The organism is Allokutzneria oryzae (assembly GCF_042429765.1).
Taxonomy (GTDB): domain Bacteria; phylum Actinomycetota; class Actinomycetes; order Mycobacteriales; family Pseudonocardiaceae; genus Allokutzneria; species Allokutzneria oryzae.
In genome coordinates this window covers 246,019-261,918 of record NZ_JBHLZU010000020.1, presented here as the reverse complement: position 1 = coordinate 261,918, position 15,900 = coordinate 246,019, and the positions used below count along the sequence as shown (strand labels likewise).

At 70.8% G+C, this 15,900-nt stretch carries 16 protein-coding genes; 5 read left to right on the top strand and 11 right to left on the bottom strand.

Annotated features, from left to right (window positions below):
- Complete coding sequence (gene folP, locus ACFFQA_RS25610; protein ID WP_377857244.1) at nucleotides 1-870, bottom strand: dihydropteroate synthase; 870 nt, start codon at nucleotides 868-870, stop codon at nucleotides 1-3.
- 152 nt (nucleotides 871-1,022) lie between these two features.
- On the opposite strand from folP, the gene ACFFQA_RS25605 reads away from it, so the two are divergent.
- Nucleotides 1,023-2,600, top strand: coding sequence for a CocE/NonD family hydrolase (locus ACFFQA_RS25605; RefSeq protein ID WP_377857241.1), 1,578 nt, complete (start codon nucleotides 1,023-1,025; stop codon nucleotides 2,598-2,600).
- A 45-nt stretch (nucleotides 2,601-2,645) separates the two neighbouring features.
- A complete protein-coding gene (locus ACFFQA_RS25600) occupies nucleotides 2,646-3,215 on the top strand; it encodes a GNAT family N-acetyltransferase (protein ID WP_377857238.1) in 570 nt (189 codons plus the stop codon).
- A gap of 161 nt (nucleotides 3,216-3,376) precedes the next feature.
- On the opposite strand, the gene ACFFQA_RS25595 is transcribed toward ACFFQA_RS25600, so the two are convergent.
- Together ACFFQA_RS25595 and dapE are read right to left on the bottom strand one after the other, a co-directional pair.
- Entirely contained in the window at nucleotides 3,377-4,156 is a 780-nt protein-coding gene (locus ACFFQA_RS25595) for an LOG family protein (protein ID WP_377857235.1), read from the bottom strand.
- 400 nt (nucleotides 4,157-4,556) lie between these two features.
- The gene (dapE, locus tag ACFFQA_RS25590) at nucleotides 4,557-5,636 is read right to left on the bottom strand and encodes a succinyl-diaminopimelate desuccinylase (RefSeq protein ID WP_377857232.1); all 1,080 of its coding nucleotides are present in this window, start codon (nucleotides 5,634-5,636) and stop codon (nucleotides 4,557-4,559) included.
- Nucleotides 5,637-5,709: 73 nt separating this feature from the next.
- Between dapE and dapD the strand changes: the two genes are divergently transcribed.
- Together dapD and ACFFQA_RS25580 are read left to right on the top strand one after the other, a co-directional pair.
- Nucleotides 5,710-6,693: a 2,3,4,5-tetrahydropyridine-2,6-dicarboxylate N-succinyltransferase gene (gene dapD, locus ACFFQA_RS25585; RefSeq protein WP_377857229.1), complete on the top strand. Its 984-nt coding sequence runs from the start codon at nucleotides 5,710-5,712 to the stop codon at nucleotides 6,691-6,693.
- A 9-nt stretch (nucleotides 6,694-6,702) separates the two neighbouring features.
- Nucleotides 6,703-7,632 (top strand): CHAD domain-containing protein, encoded by a 930-nt coding sequence (locus ACFFQA_RS25580; RefSeq protein WP_377857226.1) that lies wholly within the window; start codon nucleotides 6,703-6,705, stop codon nucleotides 7,630-7,632.
- A gap of 18 nt (nucleotides 7,633-7,650) precedes the next feature.
- Here ACFFQA_RS25580 and dapC read toward each other — a convergent pair whose 3' ends face one another.
- Nucleotides 7,651-8,763, bottom strand: a complete 1,113-nt coding sequence (gene dapC / locus ACFFQA_RS25575) for a succinyldiaminopimelate transaminase (RefSeq protein WP_377857223.1) — start codon at nucleotides 8,761-8,763, stop codon at nucleotides 7,651-7,653.
- Nucleotides 8,760-9,086, bottom strand: coding sequence for a ferredoxin (gene fdxA / locus ACFFQA_RS25570; protein WP_377857701.1), 327 nt, complete (start codon nucleotides 9,084-9,086; stop codon nucleotides 8,760-8,762). The genes dapC and fdxA overlap by 4 nt, the downstream gene beginning before the upstream one ends.
- A gap of 163 nt (nucleotides 9,087-9,249) precedes the next feature.
- Between fdxA and ACFFQA_RS25565 the strand changes: the two genes are divergently transcribed.
- Nucleotides 9,250-9,978, top strand: coding sequence for a GNAT family N-acetyltransferase (locus ACFFQA_RS25565; protein ID WP_377857220.1), 729 nt, complete (start codon nucleotides 9,250-9,252; stop codon nucleotides 9,976-9,978).
- Between the two features lie 210 nt (nucleotides 9,979-10,188).
- On the opposite strand, the gene ACFFQA_RS25560 is transcribed toward ACFFQA_RS25565, so the two are convergent.
- From ACFFQA_RS25560 to ACFFQA_RS25535, 6 genes are all read right to left on the bottom strand, one after another.
- A complete protein-coding gene (locus ACFFQA_RS25560; RefSeq protein WP_377857217.1) occupies nucleotides 10,189-10,587 on the bottom strand; it encodes a hypothetical protein in 399 nt (132 codons plus the stop codon).
- Nucleotides 10,587-11,456 carry an N-acetyl-1-D-myo-inositol-2-amino-2-deoxy-alpha-D-glucopyranoside deacetylase gene (mshB, locus tag ACFFQA_RS25555; RefSeq protein ID WP_377857215.1) on the bottom strand — a complete coding sequence of 290 codons (870 nt, stop codon included), beginning with the start codon at nucleotides 11,454-11,456 and terminating at the stop codon, nucleotides 10,587-10,589. The genes ACFFQA_RS25560 and mshB overlap by 1 nt, the downstream gene beginning before the upstream one ends.
- A 256-nt stretch (nucleotides 11,457-11,712) precedes the next feature.
- Complete coding sequence (locus ACFFQA_RS25550; protein ID WP_377857212.1) at nucleotides 11,713-12,750, bottom strand: ABC transporter ATP-binding protein; 1,038 nt, start codon at nucleotides 12,748-12,750, stop codon at nucleotides 11,713-11,715.
- Entirely contained in the window at nucleotides 12,747-13,877 is a 1,131-nt protein-coding gene (locus tag ACFFQA_RS25545; protein ID WP_377857210.1) for an ABC transporter ATP-binding protein, read from the bottom strand. The genes ACFFQA_RS25550 and ACFFQA_RS25545 overlap by 4 nt, the downstream gene beginning before the upstream one ends.
- Entirely contained in the window at nucleotides 13,877-14,800 is a 924-nt protein-coding gene (locus tag ACFFQA_RS25540) for an ABC transporter permease (RefSeq protein ID WP_377857207.1), read from the bottom strand. The genes ACFFQA_RS25545 and ACFFQA_RS25540 overlap by 1 nt, the downstream gene beginning before the upstream one ends.
- Nucleotides 14,793-15,791 (bottom strand): ABC transporter permease, encoded by a 999-nt coding sequence (locus ACFFQA_RS25535; protein ID WP_377857204.1) that lies wholly within the window; start codon nucleotides 15,789-15,791, stop codon nucleotides 14,793-14,795. The genes ACFFQA_RS25540 and ACFFQA_RS25535 overlap by 8 nt, the downstream gene beginning before the upstream one ends.
- Nucleotides 15,792-15,900 lie beyond the last annotated feature (109 nt).

The following is a 15,900-nucleotide window of genomic DNA, read 5'->3' as shown; positions in this document are numbered from 1 at the left end:
TCACGCCAGCGCGCGCAGGACGCGGGCGGGCGGCCTTGTCCCGGCGATGCTGGCCACCATCTCCACCACCTGGCGGGTCCGGCCGACCTCGTGCGCCCGGAAGACCCGCGCGCCCGACCACGCGGCCACCGCCGTTGCCGCGAGGGTGCCGTCGACCCGCTCGCGCACCCCCGCGTCCAGGGTCTCGCCGACGAAGTCCTTGTTGGACAAGGCCATCAGCACCGGCCAGCCGGTCGCGACGAGCTCGTCCAGCCGCCGCAGCAGCTCCAGCCCGTGCCAGGTGTTCTTGCCGAAGTCGTGGGTCGGGTCGATCAGGATGCCCTCCTTGGGCACGCCGAGCGAGGCCATCCGCTCGGCCAGCGCGACCACCTCGTCGGCGACGGCGGCCACCACGTCGCGGTAGCGCACGCGGTGCGGGTCGGTCCTCGGCTCCACTCCGCCGGTGTGCGAGCAGACGATGCCGACGCCGAACTCCGCGGCGACCTCGGCCAGCCGGGGGTCCGCACCCGCCCAGGTGTCGTTGAGCAGGTCGGCCCCGGCCCGGCAGACCTGCCTGCCGACCTCGTGCCGCCAGGTGTCCACGCTGATCACCAGGTCCGGGTACCGCTCGCGCACCGCCGCGACGAACGGCACGACCCTGCGGGACTCCTCGGCGGCGTCGACGTCCTCCCCGTGCGAGCCCGCCCGGACCCCACCGATGTCGACGATGTCCGCGCCCTCGGCGACCGCGCGGTCCACCGCGGCCATCGCGGCGTCGTCGGCGAAGGTCGCGCCGCGGTCGTAGAAGGAGTCCCTGGTGCGGTTGACGATCGCCATCACCAGTGCGCGATTCTCCGGCACCCCGCGCGTGCCGAACTTCAACGGCGTCATCCCGTCGATCGTGCCAGGCGGCGCCATCCCCCAGACGAGCCGCCAAGAACGTGAGGGTTGTCACACGTTCTTGCTACTTGCGAGTAGGCAGCCCTCTACTTCTCCCATCACTGTGACTCAAGTCACCGGCGACAAGTCACCCTGGAGACGTCGTGCGACGCTTGTTTTCCCTGCTCACAGCAGCGTTCCTCGCGTTTGTCCTGCCCGCCGCCCTCGCCGCGCCCGCCTCCGCATCGGGGATCGGCGCCCGCTACGAACGGATCACCGGCAGCGGTGGGGTCGCCCTCACCGCCCGCGTGTACACCCCGGCAAGTACCGGAAAACACCCTCTTGTCGTACTACCGGCGAGCTGGGCCGTGCCCACTCTGGAGTACGAGATCCCCGCGCGGAAGCTCGCCGAGCGCGGCTACGTGGTCGTGTCGTACACCGCCCGCGGCTTCTACACCTCGGGCGGTCAGATCGAGGTCGGCAGCGCCAACGACGTCGCCGACGCGCGCGCGGTCATCGACTGGGCACTGACGAACACCCCCGCCGCCGCGGACCAGGTCGGCATGGCGGGCATCTCCTACGGCGCCGGCTTCAGCCTGCTCACCGCGGCCGCCGATCCCCGGGTGAAGGCCGTCGCCGCGCTGAGCACCTGGGCGGACCTGGAGAAGTCCTTGGGCGCCAACGACACCTGGAGCTCGCAGGGCATCGCGCTGCTGGGCGCGGCCGGCAAGGTCACCGGCCGCTTCGGCCCGGAGCTGGACGCGATGCTCGGCAACGTGCTGGCCAACGAGCGCGAGCCCGTGCGGACCTGGGCCGCCCCGCGCAGCCCCGGCCGGAAGCTGGCGCAGCTCAACGCCAACAAGCCCGCCGTGCTGATCGCCAACGCGTGGCAGGACTCGCTGTTCCCGCCGGACCAGACGGTGGAGCTGTTCACCAACCTCACCGGTCCCAAGCGGCTCGAACTCGCCCCCGGTGACCACGCCACCCCGGAGCTCCTCGGCCTGGCCGGGCTGCCCAACGACACGTGGGAGACCACCTACCGCTGGCTGGACCACTACCTGCGCGGCACCGACAACGGCGTTGACCGGGAGGCCCCGGTGCGGCTGAAGCCCACGATCGGTGGCGCCGCGCGCGAGTTCGCCAGCTGGTCCGCGCTGACCGCGTCCACCAGCAGGCGCTACCTCGGCGACGTGAACCCGCTGATCGGCCGCACCGGGGACCTGGGGACCACCGCGAGGACCGGCTGGACGCACACCGCCAACGGCGGCTTCGACACGGTCGCCGACTCGGGAACGGTGATGCTGACCGGAGGCGCGACGCAGATCGGGTTGCCGGTCGCCGGGTGGCTGCCCGCGGTGAACCGGCTCAACGCGGGTGTGTGGCAGACCGAGCCGATGGCCAGGCGCACCACCGTTTCCGGCACGCCGAAGCTGCACGTCACCGTCACCCCGAGCGCGGCGGACACCTCGCTGTTCGCCTACCTCTACGACGTGGACGCGACCGGGACCGGGCGGCTGATCTCGCACAAGCCGCTGACGCTGCTCAACCGCAAGGCCGGTGCCGCGCAGCAGGTCGACCTGTCGTTGCAGCCGGTCCTGCACGACCTCGACGCGGGTCACCGGCTGGTGCTCGCCATCGACACCAAGGACCAGCGCTACTCCTCGGAGACCGGCCTTGGCGAGCGGCTGACCTTCAGCTCGCCCGCGTCGAGTCCGTCCTATTTGGATGTCCCGCTCGGCTGAGCGCAAAGGGCCCCGCACTCGCGGGGCCCTTTGTATGGTCCAGGGATGCTCCTGTCCACCGCCCGCCTGCTGCTGCGGCCGTTCACCCACGACGACGTCGATGACGTCTGGGCCTACCAGCGGCTACCGGAGGTGGCACGGCACATGCGCTGGGAGCCACGGGACCGGCACCAGGTCCGGGACGCGGTCGAGCGGCTGGTCCGGGAGAACGAGCTGGCCGAGGAGGGCGACTGCCTGAGCCTCGCCGTCGTCCTGCGGGACAACGCGGCGGTGGTGGGCCAGGTCGAGCTCGTCTGGCGCAGCAAGGAGAACCGCCAGGGCGAGATCGGCTACATCTTCAGTCCCGCCCACCAGGGCAAGGGGCTGGCCACCGAGGCCGCGCGCGAGGTGCTCCGGTTCGGGTTCGAGGAGATGGGGCTGTACCGGGTCTTCGGACGGTGCTCCGCGAGGAACACCAGCTCCGCCGCGTTGCTGGAGCGACTGGGCATGCGCCGCGAGGCCCACTTCATCGGGACAGCGCTGGACAAGGACGGCTGGCGCGAGGAGTTCGTCTACGCGATGTTGCGGCACGAGTGGCGGGCGCGGGGTGCGCCCGCCGTCGCTCGCCGCACCTAGGTCGTGTTTCACAAGTCCATGTTCGCGACAGCCGGGCCGAGCCCGCTCCTGGCAGCGCCACCGGAAAGCCCCCGTACAACACCGGTACGCGGTCTTCCCGCCGTCTTGCCAGGAACGACCTCGATCCCGCCTCTCATCGAACGAGACCCGTGAAGCGCGACCTAGTGCGCGTCCTCCCACGCCTTGTACGCCTCGTTGACGATCTGGACGGCTTCGTCGATGTCGTCGGTGACGTGCACCAGCGCCAGGTCCTTCTCGCCGATCTTGCCGTGCTTGAACACGCTGTCCCGCAACCAGTCCGCGAGGCCGTTCCAGTACTCGCTGCCGAAGAGCACCACCGGGAACTTGGTGACCTTCTTGGTCTGCACCAGGGTCAGCGCCTCGAACAGCTCGTCGAGGGTGCCGAAGCCACCCGGCAGGCAGATGAACGCCTGCGAGTACTTCACGAACATCGTCTTGCGGGCGAAGAAGTAGCGGAAGTTCACGCCGAGGTCGACCCACGGGTTGAGGCCCTGCTCGAAGGGCAGCTCGATGCCGAGGCCGACCGAGAGGCCACCGGCCTCCTGGGCGCCGCGGTTGACCGCCTCCATCGCGCCGGGGCCACCGCCGGTCATGACCGCGAAGCCCGCCTCGGCCAGCGCCCTGCCCAGGTTCTGGCCGATCGCGTACTCGGGGTGGTCCTTGGCCGTGCGCGCGGAGCCGAACACGGTGACCGCGCGCGGCAGCTCCGCCAGCGCGCCGAAGCCCTCCACGAACTCGGCCTGGATGCGCATGACCCGCCACGGGTCGGTGTGCACCCAGTCGGACGGGCCACGCGAGTCCAGCAGGCGCTGGTCGGTCGTCGTCGCCTCGACGCTGCGGTCGCCGCGCAACGTCACCGGTCCGCGCTGCTTCTCGCGAGGATGCCCGCCGTTGCGGGACTTCGCGTTGTCCTCGGTCATATCTCTCACCCTAGTGACGCTAGAGACGGATGATTACGGGAAAGCCTGGTGAGGAAAAGTGGAACCGAAACTCGATCGGAGAGTGTCGCGAGCCAGCCGACCGCTCCGAACGTCGCGATCATCTACCACAGCTCCACCGGCGACGTGCCGACTGCCCGGCGCTGAGGAGGCGTCCCGGTTCGACAGCCTGAAATGGTTGCGGGGCAAGGGTTTGCACGCGAACAAAGCGCACCCGGCAGCCGTCCGGGCAGCCACGCCGGGCGGCGGGCGCGAGCCGCTCCGCTCGTGCCGGCCACCACGGTTCACCACTTCGGTGGAATCCTGGTGACACCCGGCTGTACGGCCCCGATCCACTGCGGGACGAGTGCCCCCGCACGACGGCGCGCGGGGGCCGATCGGCTCAGCTGACGAACTTGCGCAGCACGTCGGAGCAGTGGGTGATCTGCCAGGCGGGGACGTTCTCCTCCTGGGTGTGCGCCAGCTTCGGGTCTCCGGGACCGAAGTTCACCGCGGGCATGCCGAGCGCGGCGAAGCGGGACACGTCGGTCCAGCCCAGCTTCGCGACCGGCGAGCCGCCGCCGGATGCCGCGATGAGCTCCTGGGTGACCGGCGCGTTCAGGCCGGGCAGGGCTCCCTCGGCGCGGTCGGTGACCGTGACCTCGAAGCCGTCGAAGAGCTCCCGGAGGTGCGCGAGCGCCTGTTCGCTGCTGCGGTCCGGGGCGAAGCGGTGGTTGATGGACACCACGCACTCGTCGGGCACCACGTTGCCCGCGACGCCACCGGTGATCTTCACCGCCTGGAGGCCCTCGTGGTAGCGGCAGCCGTCGATCTCCGGCTGGCGCGGCTCGTAGGCGCTGAGCCTGCGCAGCACCTCTCCGGCGCCGTGGATGGCGTTCACGCCCATCCAGCCGCGGGCGGTGTGCGCGCGACGGCCTGGCACGCGCACGTCGATGCGCAGCGTGCCCTGGCAGCCCGCCTCGATCGCGGCGTCGGTGGGCTCGCACACGACCGCGAGATCGCCGAGCAGCCACTCCGGCAGGTCGCGCTGGATGCGGGTGAGGCCGTTGCGCTCCGCCGCGATCTCCTCGCAGTCGTAGAGCACGAAGGTCAGGTCGAAGCGGGGCTCGGCGACGGTGGCCGCGAGGTTGAGCATGACCGCGTCACCGCCCTTCATGTCCACCGTGCCGCAGCCGTGCAGCACCAGCTCGTCGCCATCGCCGGACCGCGTCAGCGGCAGGTTCTTGTTGATCGGCACGGTGTCGAGGTGCCCGGCGAGCACCACCCGGGACGAGCGGCCGAGGTTGGTGCGGGCCAGCACGGCGTTGCCGCTGCGGATGATCTCCAGGTGGCCCGCCTGAGCGCGCAGGGCCGCCTCGACGGCGTCGGCGAGCTCCTGCTCGGTCTCGGAGACGCTGGGGACGTCCACCAGCGCGGCGGTGAGCTCGATCGGGTCGGCGGTGAGGTCAAGTGGCGGGGTCACGTCGGGCACGCTACCGAGAAAGTCACTCCGCCCGCACTCGGCTCGGCGGGCCGGTGGCGACTACCGTGCAGGCGTGACGCACACTCCTGACCCGCAGACCACCGGCGCGCTGGGCGTCGGCCTCGCCACGATCGCCGCCGACGGCACGGTGCTGGACACCTGGTTCCCCGCGCCCGAGCTGACCGAGTCCGGCGAGTCCGGCACCAAACGCCTCACCCGCGAGGAGACCGTCGAGGCCCTGGGAGACGCGGCCCTCGCGGTGCTCGGCCCGGACGCCGAGCGCGGCGTCGAGGTCGTCGGCGTCCGCACCGCCATCGGCAGGCTGGGCGACGCCCCCACCGACGCGCACGACGTGTACCTGCGGCTGCACTTGCTGTCCGCGCGCCTGGTCCGCCCGCACGGCCAGAGCCTGGACGGCATTTTCGGCCTGCTGGCGAACGTGGTGTGGACCAACTACGGCCCGTGCGCAGTCGAGGGCTTCGAGGCGACGCGGCTGCGGTTGCGCGCGCGTGGCCCGGTGACCGTGTACAGCGTGGACAAGTTCCCGCGAATGGTGGACTACGTGCTGCCGACCGGGGTCCGCATCGGTGACGCCGATCGGGTAAGGCTCGGCGCGCACCTGGCGAGCGGGACCACGGTCATGCACGAGGGCTTCGTGAACTTCAACGCGGGCACCCTGGGCGCGTCCATGGTCGAGGGCCGCATCTCCGCGGGCGTGGTGCTGGGCGACGGCTCCGACCTCGGCGGCGGCGCGTCGATCATGGGCACCCTCTCCGGAGGCGGCAAGGAGGTCGTCTCGGTCGGCGAGCGCTGCCTGATCGGCGCCAACGCCGGTGTGGGCATCTCCCTTGGCGACGACTCCGTCGTGGAGGCCGGGCTCTACGTCACGGCGGGCACCAAGGTGACGGCGGAGGACGGCAGCGTGGTGAAGGCGCGCGAGCTCTCCGGCGTCTCCGGCCTGCTGTTCCTGCGCGACTCGGTGTCGGGAGCGGTGAAGGTGAAGTCCCGCACGCCCGGGGGCTTCGAGCTGAACGCGGTGTTGCACGCCAACGACTAGGAGGTCCCGATGTCCCGGCTTCGCGTCGTCAAGATCCGTCGGAGCCGGGACACGGCCGCGCTCGGCCTGCCGGACGACCCGGTGCCGAGCGCCCCGGACGCCGATGTCGCCGCCCACGTCCGAGCCGCGGTCGACCGCTGGCTGCGGGTGATCGTCGCGCGCGAGCCGGGGGTCCGCAGGGGCAAGGACATCGAGGACCTGCACCAGATGCGCGTCGCGGTGCGCCGCCTCCGTGCGATGCTGCGCGCGGCCCGCCCGCTGTTGGAGGCTCCGGAGCTGGAGGACCTGCGCCGGGACCTGGGGTCGGTGGGCCGCGCGCTCGGCCCGGTGCGCGACCTGGACGTACTGCTGGCAAGACTGGACGAGCAGGCGAAGACGCTGCCCCGCGCGGAACGCGCCGCGATCGGGGCGCTGCTCGACGACATCGAGTCGGAGCGCGTCGCGGCCAGGCGACGCATGACCATCTTGTTGGACAGCAAGCGCTACGACCGGCTGTTGCACCGCCTCGCCCGGTTCACCCCAGAGTCCACTTCGGACAGATCTGCCCTACTTCCCTTGGTGCACAAGCAGTTCACCAAGCTGGCCAAGGCAGTCGAGGAAGCCGGGGACGATCCGGGGGATGACGTGCTGCACGCGCTGCGCATCCGGGGCAAGCGCCTGCGCTACACCGCCGAACTGGCCAAACCGCTGGCGGGCAAGCCGATGCGCAAGCTGATCAAGGCGGCGAAGGCGTTCCAGGACGTGCTCGGCGAGCACCAGGACGCGTGCGTCGCCGAGGACCGCATCCGTGCGCTCCTCGCCGCACGGAAGCGGGTCGACATCGACATGGCCTTCGCGGCGGGGCGCCTGGTGGAGCGAGAACAGGCCCGCAGAGCCGAGAGCCGCGCGAACTGGCTCCCCGCCTGGACCGAGCTGGCCGAGCGCGCCCGAGCGATCTGAACGCGGCCCGGCCGTGGGTCAGGCGGAGAGGCGGTCGGCGGCGGCCGCGACGCGTTCGTCGGTGGCGGTGAGGGCCACGCGGACGTGCTTGGCGCCGTTCGGGCCGTAGAAGGTGCCCGGCGCCACCAGGATGCCGCGTTCGGCGAGCCAGGCCACCGTGGTCCAGGCGTCCTCGTCGCGAGTCGCCCAGAGGTACAGGCCCGCTTCGGAGTGGTCCACCCGGAAACCGTTGGCGTGCAAGGCGTCCAGCAGGACCTTGCGCCTGCCCGCGTAGCGGTCCCGCTGCGCGACCACGTGCTCGTCGTCGCTCAACGCCGCCGTCATCGCCGCCTGCACCGGCCGGGGCATGATCATGCCCGCGTGGCGGCGCACCTCCAGGAGGCGTTTGACCAGCACCGGGTCGCCCGTGACGAACCCGGCCCGGTACCCCGCGAGGCTGGAGGTCTTGGACAGCGAGTGGGCCGCGACGATGTCGTCCAGCCTGCCGCCGTGCACCGCGGGGTCCAGCACCGAGACCGGGCGGGCCGTCCACGGCAGGTCCAGGTAGCACTCGTCGGAGGCGACGAACGCGCCGACCGCACGGGCGCCCTCGACCAGCGCCGCGAGTGCGGCGGTGGCCAGGACCCGGCCCGTGGGGTTGGACGGGGAGTTCACCCACAGCAGTGCCGTGCCCGCCGGGGGCAGCTCGCCGTCACGCAGCCGGACGACGTCCGCCCCGGCCAGCCGCGCGCCGACCTCGTAGGTCGGGTAGGCCAGCTCGGGGATCGCCACGATGTCGCCGGGGCGCACGCCGAGCAGCGTCGGCAGCCACGCCACCAGCTCCTTGGAGCCGATCGTGGGCAGCACCGCGTCGGAGTCCAGGCCGGTGATGCCGTGCCGCCGCTCCAGCGCCCCCAGCACCGCGGCGCGCAGCGCCGGGGTGCCGTGCGTCAGCGGGTAGCCGGGCACATCGGCGACGGAGCCCAGCGCCTCGCTGATGACCGGGGCCACCGGGTCCACCGGGGTGCCCACCGAGAGGTCGACGATGCCACCGGGGTGGGCGCCCGCCGTGGCCTTGGGCCCGGCGAGCGAGTCCCAGGGGAAGTCGGGCAGATCCGGACCGCCGCGACCGGCCGAGGCCGGGGCGATCAATGCTCCGACGCCTGCGGGGGCAGCGCGGCGACCATCTTGTCGTCGGCGTTGATCTTGCCGACCTTCGAGGCGCCACCGGGCGAGCCGAGGTCGTTGAAGAAGTCGACGTTCGCCCTGGTGTAGTCGGACCACTGGTCGGGGACGTCGTCCTCGTAGTAGATGGCCTCGACGGGGCACACCGGCTCGCACGCACCGCAGTCGACGCACTCGTCGGGGTGGATGTAGAGCATCCGATCACCCTCGTAGATGCAGTCGACGGGGCATTCCTCGATGCATGCCTTGTCCAGCACGTCGACGCAGGGCTGGGCGATCACGTAGGTCACGGCGGTCTCCTGCTCCTTGTCAGTTCGGTCACGCAGTACGGCCCTGGTGAGGCTCACGCGACCACGCAAGTATCCCCCGAGCACCATGCAGAGTGTCACCCGGTGCCGGTTCTCACAAAGAAATCCGATGCGGATCCCGCCTGGTGAACCGGAAGATGCGCGGATGCGCCCCGAGGACGAAGCACTTGAGCTGCTGTGCGCCCGCGCCTGGCCCGCCGTTGCCGAGCTCCGGATCGGCGGCTGGCGGGCCCGCACAGCCGGCGGTTTCACCGGGCGCGCGAACTCGACGCTGCTGCTCAGCGACCCCGGAATGCCCGTGGCGGACGCTCTCGCGAAGGCCGCCACGTTCGCCGGGGAGCACGGCCAGCCAGCCCGCGCGCACGTGGTCACGGGCAGCCGCTGGGAGCCGGAGCTGGAGGCCGCGGGCTGGAGGCCGGAGGTCGAGTACACAGGAATGCCGTCGTTGGTGCTAGTAGGACCGCTGGAGGCGCTCCTCGACGCACCACCAGCCGAAGTCCGCGACGAACCCTGGCCGCAGTGGTGGCCGCTGGTGGTGGGCCGCGCCGAGCCGACCGACGCCGAGCGCCACGTGCTGACCTCCGCCGAAAAGGTCGGCTACGGTGCGGCGTCCGTGGACGGCGAGGTGCTCGCGGCGGCACGGGGCGCCGTGGTCGAGGACCACCTGCACTTCGCGCGCCTCGCGGTGCGGCCGGACGCGCGCCGGCGCGGACTGGCCAAGAACGTGCTCGCGGGGCTCGCCGCGTGGGCGCAAAGCCATGGGGCGCAGCGCTATGTGCTCCAGGTCTCGGAGAACAACGAACCCGCGGTGCGGCTCTACGAGTCCCTCGGCGCGCGGCCGCACCACGGGTACCGCTACTGGGTACCCGCCTAGGCCCGATCCCGCAGGCAGCGCCCCCACCGCACCGCCCCCGGCTCCCCCTCATTTCGCGTTATGCCACCTAAACGCGAAAAGAGAGCGCTCTATCGCGCAACAAGGTGACAAAACGCGAAAAGCCCGACCGGGCCAGCCCGACCACGCCAGCACACGGAGCAGCGCACTGGAGCGGTCGTCCGGCGCTTGGACGCCCTGCGGGACAAGGGCTCAGGCGCGGGTGGGCGGCTGGCCGAGGACGCCGCCGAGCATGACCGCTCCGGGCAGCGCGCCCGCGGCCAGCAGCGCCAGCGAGCGCCAGTCGTTGGTGAGCATCAGGTCGCCACCGGGACCGGCGATGCCGAAGCCGATCACCGCGACGAGCCAGAGCAGCAGCGGGGCCCCGGCGACCGACATCCTCGACGACAGGCGGGCCGCCGAGCTGACCAGCAGGGGCACGGTCAGCCCGGCGACGAGCACCGAGATCGGCAGCGGCCAGTTCGCGTCGACGCCGACGCCGGGTGCGAGGTCGCGCACCCGCAACGGCAGGAACGCGAGCTCGGCGACGGCCAGCAGGACCGCGTCGACGAGCAGGACCACGAAGAAGAGTCGATCGCCAAGACCGCGCACTACCGTCCGGCTCCTCCCTGGGTGACGGGGACGCCGAACAGGTCGGACTCGGCGCCCTCGGCGCTGCCCTTGGCCAGGACGTAGTACTCCGTGGTGGCCATCGGCTGGGCAATGCCGTTGGACAGCGCGTAGGCCGCCGTCCCGTCACTACCCTGCCAGACCTGCACCTGGGTGGCGTGCGCGCGCAACGCGCCGATCTTGGCGGTGAGGTGCTCCGAGACGTCCACCCTGGTGGTGATCTCGGAGTCCTCGGTCACTGGCAGCTCCCCCGGCTCGGGCAGCCGGAACGGCAGGCCCTCGATCTCGGTGAGCGCGGCGACGCCGGTCTCGGTGGCCTCGCGGGAGGTCACCGCGTAGAACACCCGGTCGACGTCGGAGACGCGCTCGGTGGCGGCCATGGTGACCTGGTGCGCGCGGATGTGGTCGGGGTGGCCGTAGCCGCCGTTGGGGTCGTAGCTGACCACGACCTGGGGCCGCAGCTCGCGCAGGACCGCCTCCAGCGCCGCGACCTGCTCGTCGAGGTCGCCGTTGACGAAGGCCCTGGGGTGGGCGTTCGCCGTGGTGTCGACCATGCCGGAGTCGCGCCAGCGGCCGAGGCCGCCGAGGAAGCGGTGGTCGGCGATGCCCAGCGCGCCGCAGGCGGAGCGCAGCTCGCCGACCCGGTATCCCCCGAGCTGGTCGGCCGCGTCGGGACCGAGCCCGCGCAGGCCCTCGGGGATGACCTCACCCTCTTCGCCGAGGGTGCAGGTGATCACGGTGACGTGCACGCCCTGTGCCGCGTAACGCGCGATCGTGCCGCCGGTCCAGAGACTCTCGTCGTCCGGATGTGCATGGACCAGCAGCAGCCGTGGTGGAGCCGTCAGTGTCACCGGAACAGCCTAGTGGCGGGGTTGTCAACGCTTCGCACCGTGGTCACCCCAATCGGGGGGAATATTCGCCCCCGCGGTGGGAATACCGACTTTTTCCAGGTGAATGCCCACACTTGGGCAACGGCGCCACGCTGGGTAGTTCATACTCCGCGCCCTCGCGCCGGCCTCGCCCAAAGATCGACATGACAGACAGCAACCACGTGCGACGGCGCCCCCTGCGCAAGCAGGGGGCGCCGTTCCACCAGCGTCGACGGGCTCAGACGACCTCGCGGACCTCCGGGAAGTGGCACGCCGAGAGCGTGCCGCCGACCCGCTGCTCCAGCTTCGGCTCCTCGGTGGCGCAGATGTCCTGCGCCTTCCAGCACCGCGTGCGGAACCGGCAGCCCGACGGCGGGTTCACCGGGCTCGGCACGTCGCCGGTGAGCACGATCCGCTGGCGCTGCCGCTCGGCCTTGGGGTCGGGCAGCGGCACCGCGGACAGCAGCGCCTGGGTGTAGGGGTGGGTCGGCTGGGTGTAGATGTGCTCCCGCGCGCCGATCTCCACGATCTTGCCCAGGTACATGACCGCGACGCGGTGCGAGATGTGCCGCACCACCGACAGGTCGTGCGCGACGAACAGGTACGCCAGCCCGAACCGCTCCTGCAGCTCGTCCAGCAGGTTCACCACGCCCGCCTGCACCGAGACGTCCAGCGCGGAGACCGGCTCGTCCAGCACGACCAGCTTGGGGTTGAGCGCCAGCGCGCGGGCGATGCCGATGCGCTGCCGCTGGCCACCGGAGAACTCGTGCGCGTAGCGGTTGCGGTGCTCCGGGTTGAGCCCGACCAGCTCCAGCAGCTCGTCGACCCGGGCCTGGACGTCGCCGTCGAAGCCGTGGATCTGGAACGGCTCGGAGACGATGTCGTTGATCGACCAGCGCGGGTTCAGCGAGGCGTAGGGGTCCTGGAACACGATCTGCATGTCCCTGCGGACCGGCCGCAGCTGCTTGCCGGACAACGCGGTCAGCTCGCGGCCCTGGAACTTCACCGAGCCCGAGGTCGGCTTGTGCAGCTGGAGGATGGCGCGCCCGGTGGTGGACTTGCCGCAGCCGGACTCGCCGACCAGGCCCAGGGTCTCCCCCGCGGCCAGGTCGAAGGTCAGCCCGGAGACGGCCTGCACCTCGCCGACGGTGCGCGGGATGACCCCGCCGCCGCGGATCGGGAAGGACTTCACCAGGTCGCGGACCTGGAGCAGCGGCTCGGTCGCGGTGTCGCCCGCGGTGCTGCTCCGCGCCGCGGAACCAGTCTGGACGCTCATGAGGTCTTCCCCTCCTCGGCGAGGCGGGCCTCGACGGTCGCCAGGTCCTCGACGACCGGCAGGCTCGGGTCGACGGCGGTCAGCTCGGCGGGGTTCTCCACCGTGCCGATCTCGCTGTGCGCGAACAGCTTCCTCGGGTCCGGGTGCTCGGCGAGCTGCTCCCAGCGGATGCACCGCGCGGAGTGCCCGTCGTTCCCGATGACCTCCAGCGCGGGCTCGGCCGAGCTGCACGCGTCGACCGCGAGCGGGCAGCGCGGGCTGAACGCGCACCCGGGCGGCAGGTTCATCAGCGACGGCGGGGCGCCCTTGATCGGGGTGAGCCGCTGGCCGATGAGCCCCGCGTGCGGGATCGAGCCGAGCAGGCCGACGGTGTAGGGCATCCTCGGCGTCTCGAAGACCTCGTTCACCGGGCCGGACTCGACCACGGTGCCGCCGTACATCACCTGGACCCGGTCCACCATGCCCGCGACGACACCGAGGTCGTGGGTGATCATCATGATCGCGGCGCCGGTGATGTCGCGGATCTGCAGCAGCGTCTCCAGCACCTGGGCCTGCACCGTCACGTCCAGCGCGGTGGTCGGCTCGTCGGCGATGATCAGCTCCGGGTCGTTGATGATCGCCATCGCGATCATCGCCCGCTGCCGCATACCGCCGGAGAACTCGTGCGGGTACTGCTTGGCCCGCCGGTCCGGCTGCGGGATGCCGACCTGCTCCAGCGCGGCGACGGCCTTCTCCCACGCGGTCTTCTTCGGCACCGCGTGGTGCGCCCGGTACGCCTCCGCCAGCTGCCAGCCCACGGTGTAGACCGGGTTCAGCGAGGTCATCGGGTCCTGGAAGATCATCGCGATGTCGTTGCCGCGGATCTTCTCCAGCGCCCTGCCCTTGAGCCCGACGATCTCGGTGCCCTTGAAGGTGATCGAGCCGGAGATCTTCGCGGTCTTGGGCAGCAGGCCCATGATCGCCGAGGACGAGACCGACTTGCCGGACCCGGACTCGCCGACGATGCCGAGCACCTCACCGCGGCCCAGCTCGAAGGACACGCCGCGCACCGCGTGCACGACGCCGTCCTCGGTCGGGAAGTCCACGCCGAGGCCGTCGACGGTCAGCAGTTTCTCGGTAGTGGACATCAGGCACGCACCTTCGTCTGCCTCGGGTCGAACGCGTCGCGCAGACCGTCACCGATGAAGTTGATCGTCAGCGAGATCAGCACGATCACCACGAACGGCGCGTAGAACAGCCACGGCCGGTCCTGGAACTGCGAGTAGTTCTCGATGATGATCAGACCGAGCGAGGTGTCCGGCGGCTTCACGCCGAGGCCGATGAACGACAGCGCGGCCTCGGAGAGCACCGCGGTCGCCACCGCCAGGGTCGCGTTGACCGTGATGATGCCGGTCAGGTTCGGCAGGATGTGCTTGAAGATGATCCGGCTGTTGCTCGCGCCGAGCGCCTTGGCCGCCTCGATGAACTCCCGCTCGGCCAGCGACAGCGTCTGGCCGCGGTTGATCCGGGCCACCTGCATCCAGCTGAACAGGCCGAGCACGATGGCGACGGTGTACCAGCTGGCGGGGAAGGCGTGCACCGCGATGGCGACCAGGGCCAGCTGCGGCACGATCAGGAACAGGTCGACCAGGCGCATCACGAACGTGTCGACCGCGCCGCGCAGGAAGCCGGCGACCGCGCCGAGGGTGACGCCGATGATCGTCGCCATGAATGCGACGACCAGCGCGATCAGCAGGGAGAACTGCGTGCCCTGGAAGATCAGGGCGAGCATGTCCTTGCCGATCTGGCTGGTGCCGAGCGGGTGGTCGGCGCTGGGCGATGCGAAGGAGGCGCCGCCGGTGTAGGTCACGTCGTACTTCCACAGCGCGCCACCGATGATCGCGCCGAGGGTGAGCAGCACGAGGACGACGAGGCTGACCATCGCCAGGCGGTGGCGCATGAAGCGACGCAGGACGGTCTGCCACTGCTTGCGGGCGCCGGTGCCGAACTCGTAGCTCGACGACGCCGGGACGCCGGATTCCGGCGCTGCGGTGATCTGCGGGTTAGCCAAGGCGAATCCTCGGGTCCAGGATGCCGTAGAGGATGTCGGCAACGAGGTTGAAGACGACGACGAGGATGGCGGTGACCATCAACCACCCCATCAGCATCGGTGGGTCGAACTGCTGGACCGCGCTCACCAGGAGGTTGCCCATCCCGTTCCAGCCGAAGACCTTCTCGGTGATGATCGCGCCGCTGAACACCGCGCCGATGTTGAGCGCGGCCAGGGTGGTCACCGGGATGAGCGCGTTGCGGAACGCGTGCCGGAAGATCACGCGCGCCGGGCGCAGGCCCTTGGCGTGCGCGGTCCGGACGTAGTCCGAGCTCAGCGTCTCCAACATGGACGCGCGCTGGAACCGGCTGTACGCGGCGAAGCTGATCGCGCCCAACGCGATGGTGGGCAGCAGGAACGTGCCGCTGTAGAGCCGGATCTGCTCCAGGACGTCGCCCTTGAACCCGCCGACGGGCGGACCCGCCGTCGTCAGCCAGCGACGCATGCCGAGGCCGGTCAGCACGTTGTTGAACTGGATGCCGTAGGTCTTGACCACGATCGCGACGCAGAACACCGGCATCGAGAACATCACGAACGCCGTGGAGGTCGCGATGTAGTCGAAGATGGAGTACTGCCGCACGGCCGCGAGCACGCCCACCGCGATGCCGAGCGTGATCGCCAGGATCTCGGCACCGAGCACCAGCTTGAAGGTGGTGCCGAAGGCCGTGGTGACCCGGTCGAAGACGTCGGCCTGCGCCTGGCCGAGCGCGATGCTCTTGCCCCAGTCCCCGCTCAAAAATGAGGTGAGCCAGTCCCAGTAACGTGACAGGATCGGCTTGTCGAGACCGAGTTGCAGCGCGAGGTTCTGGATGTCTGCCTCGGTGGTGCCGGGGCGGCCGCGCAACCCCGACAGCGGGTCACCGGCCGAGGCGACCATGAGATAGGCGAGGAAAGATCCGATGCCGAGGATCGGGATCGAGACCAGTAGTCGCCGAATGATGTAGCGAACCACGTTGTCTTCCTTGGTGGGAGCGAGTTCGGGGCGAACGAGCCGCTTGTGGCGGCGGGAACGCCTTTCCGCAAGACGCGCAGCGCGACCATACCCGCTAGTAACCCGGTTA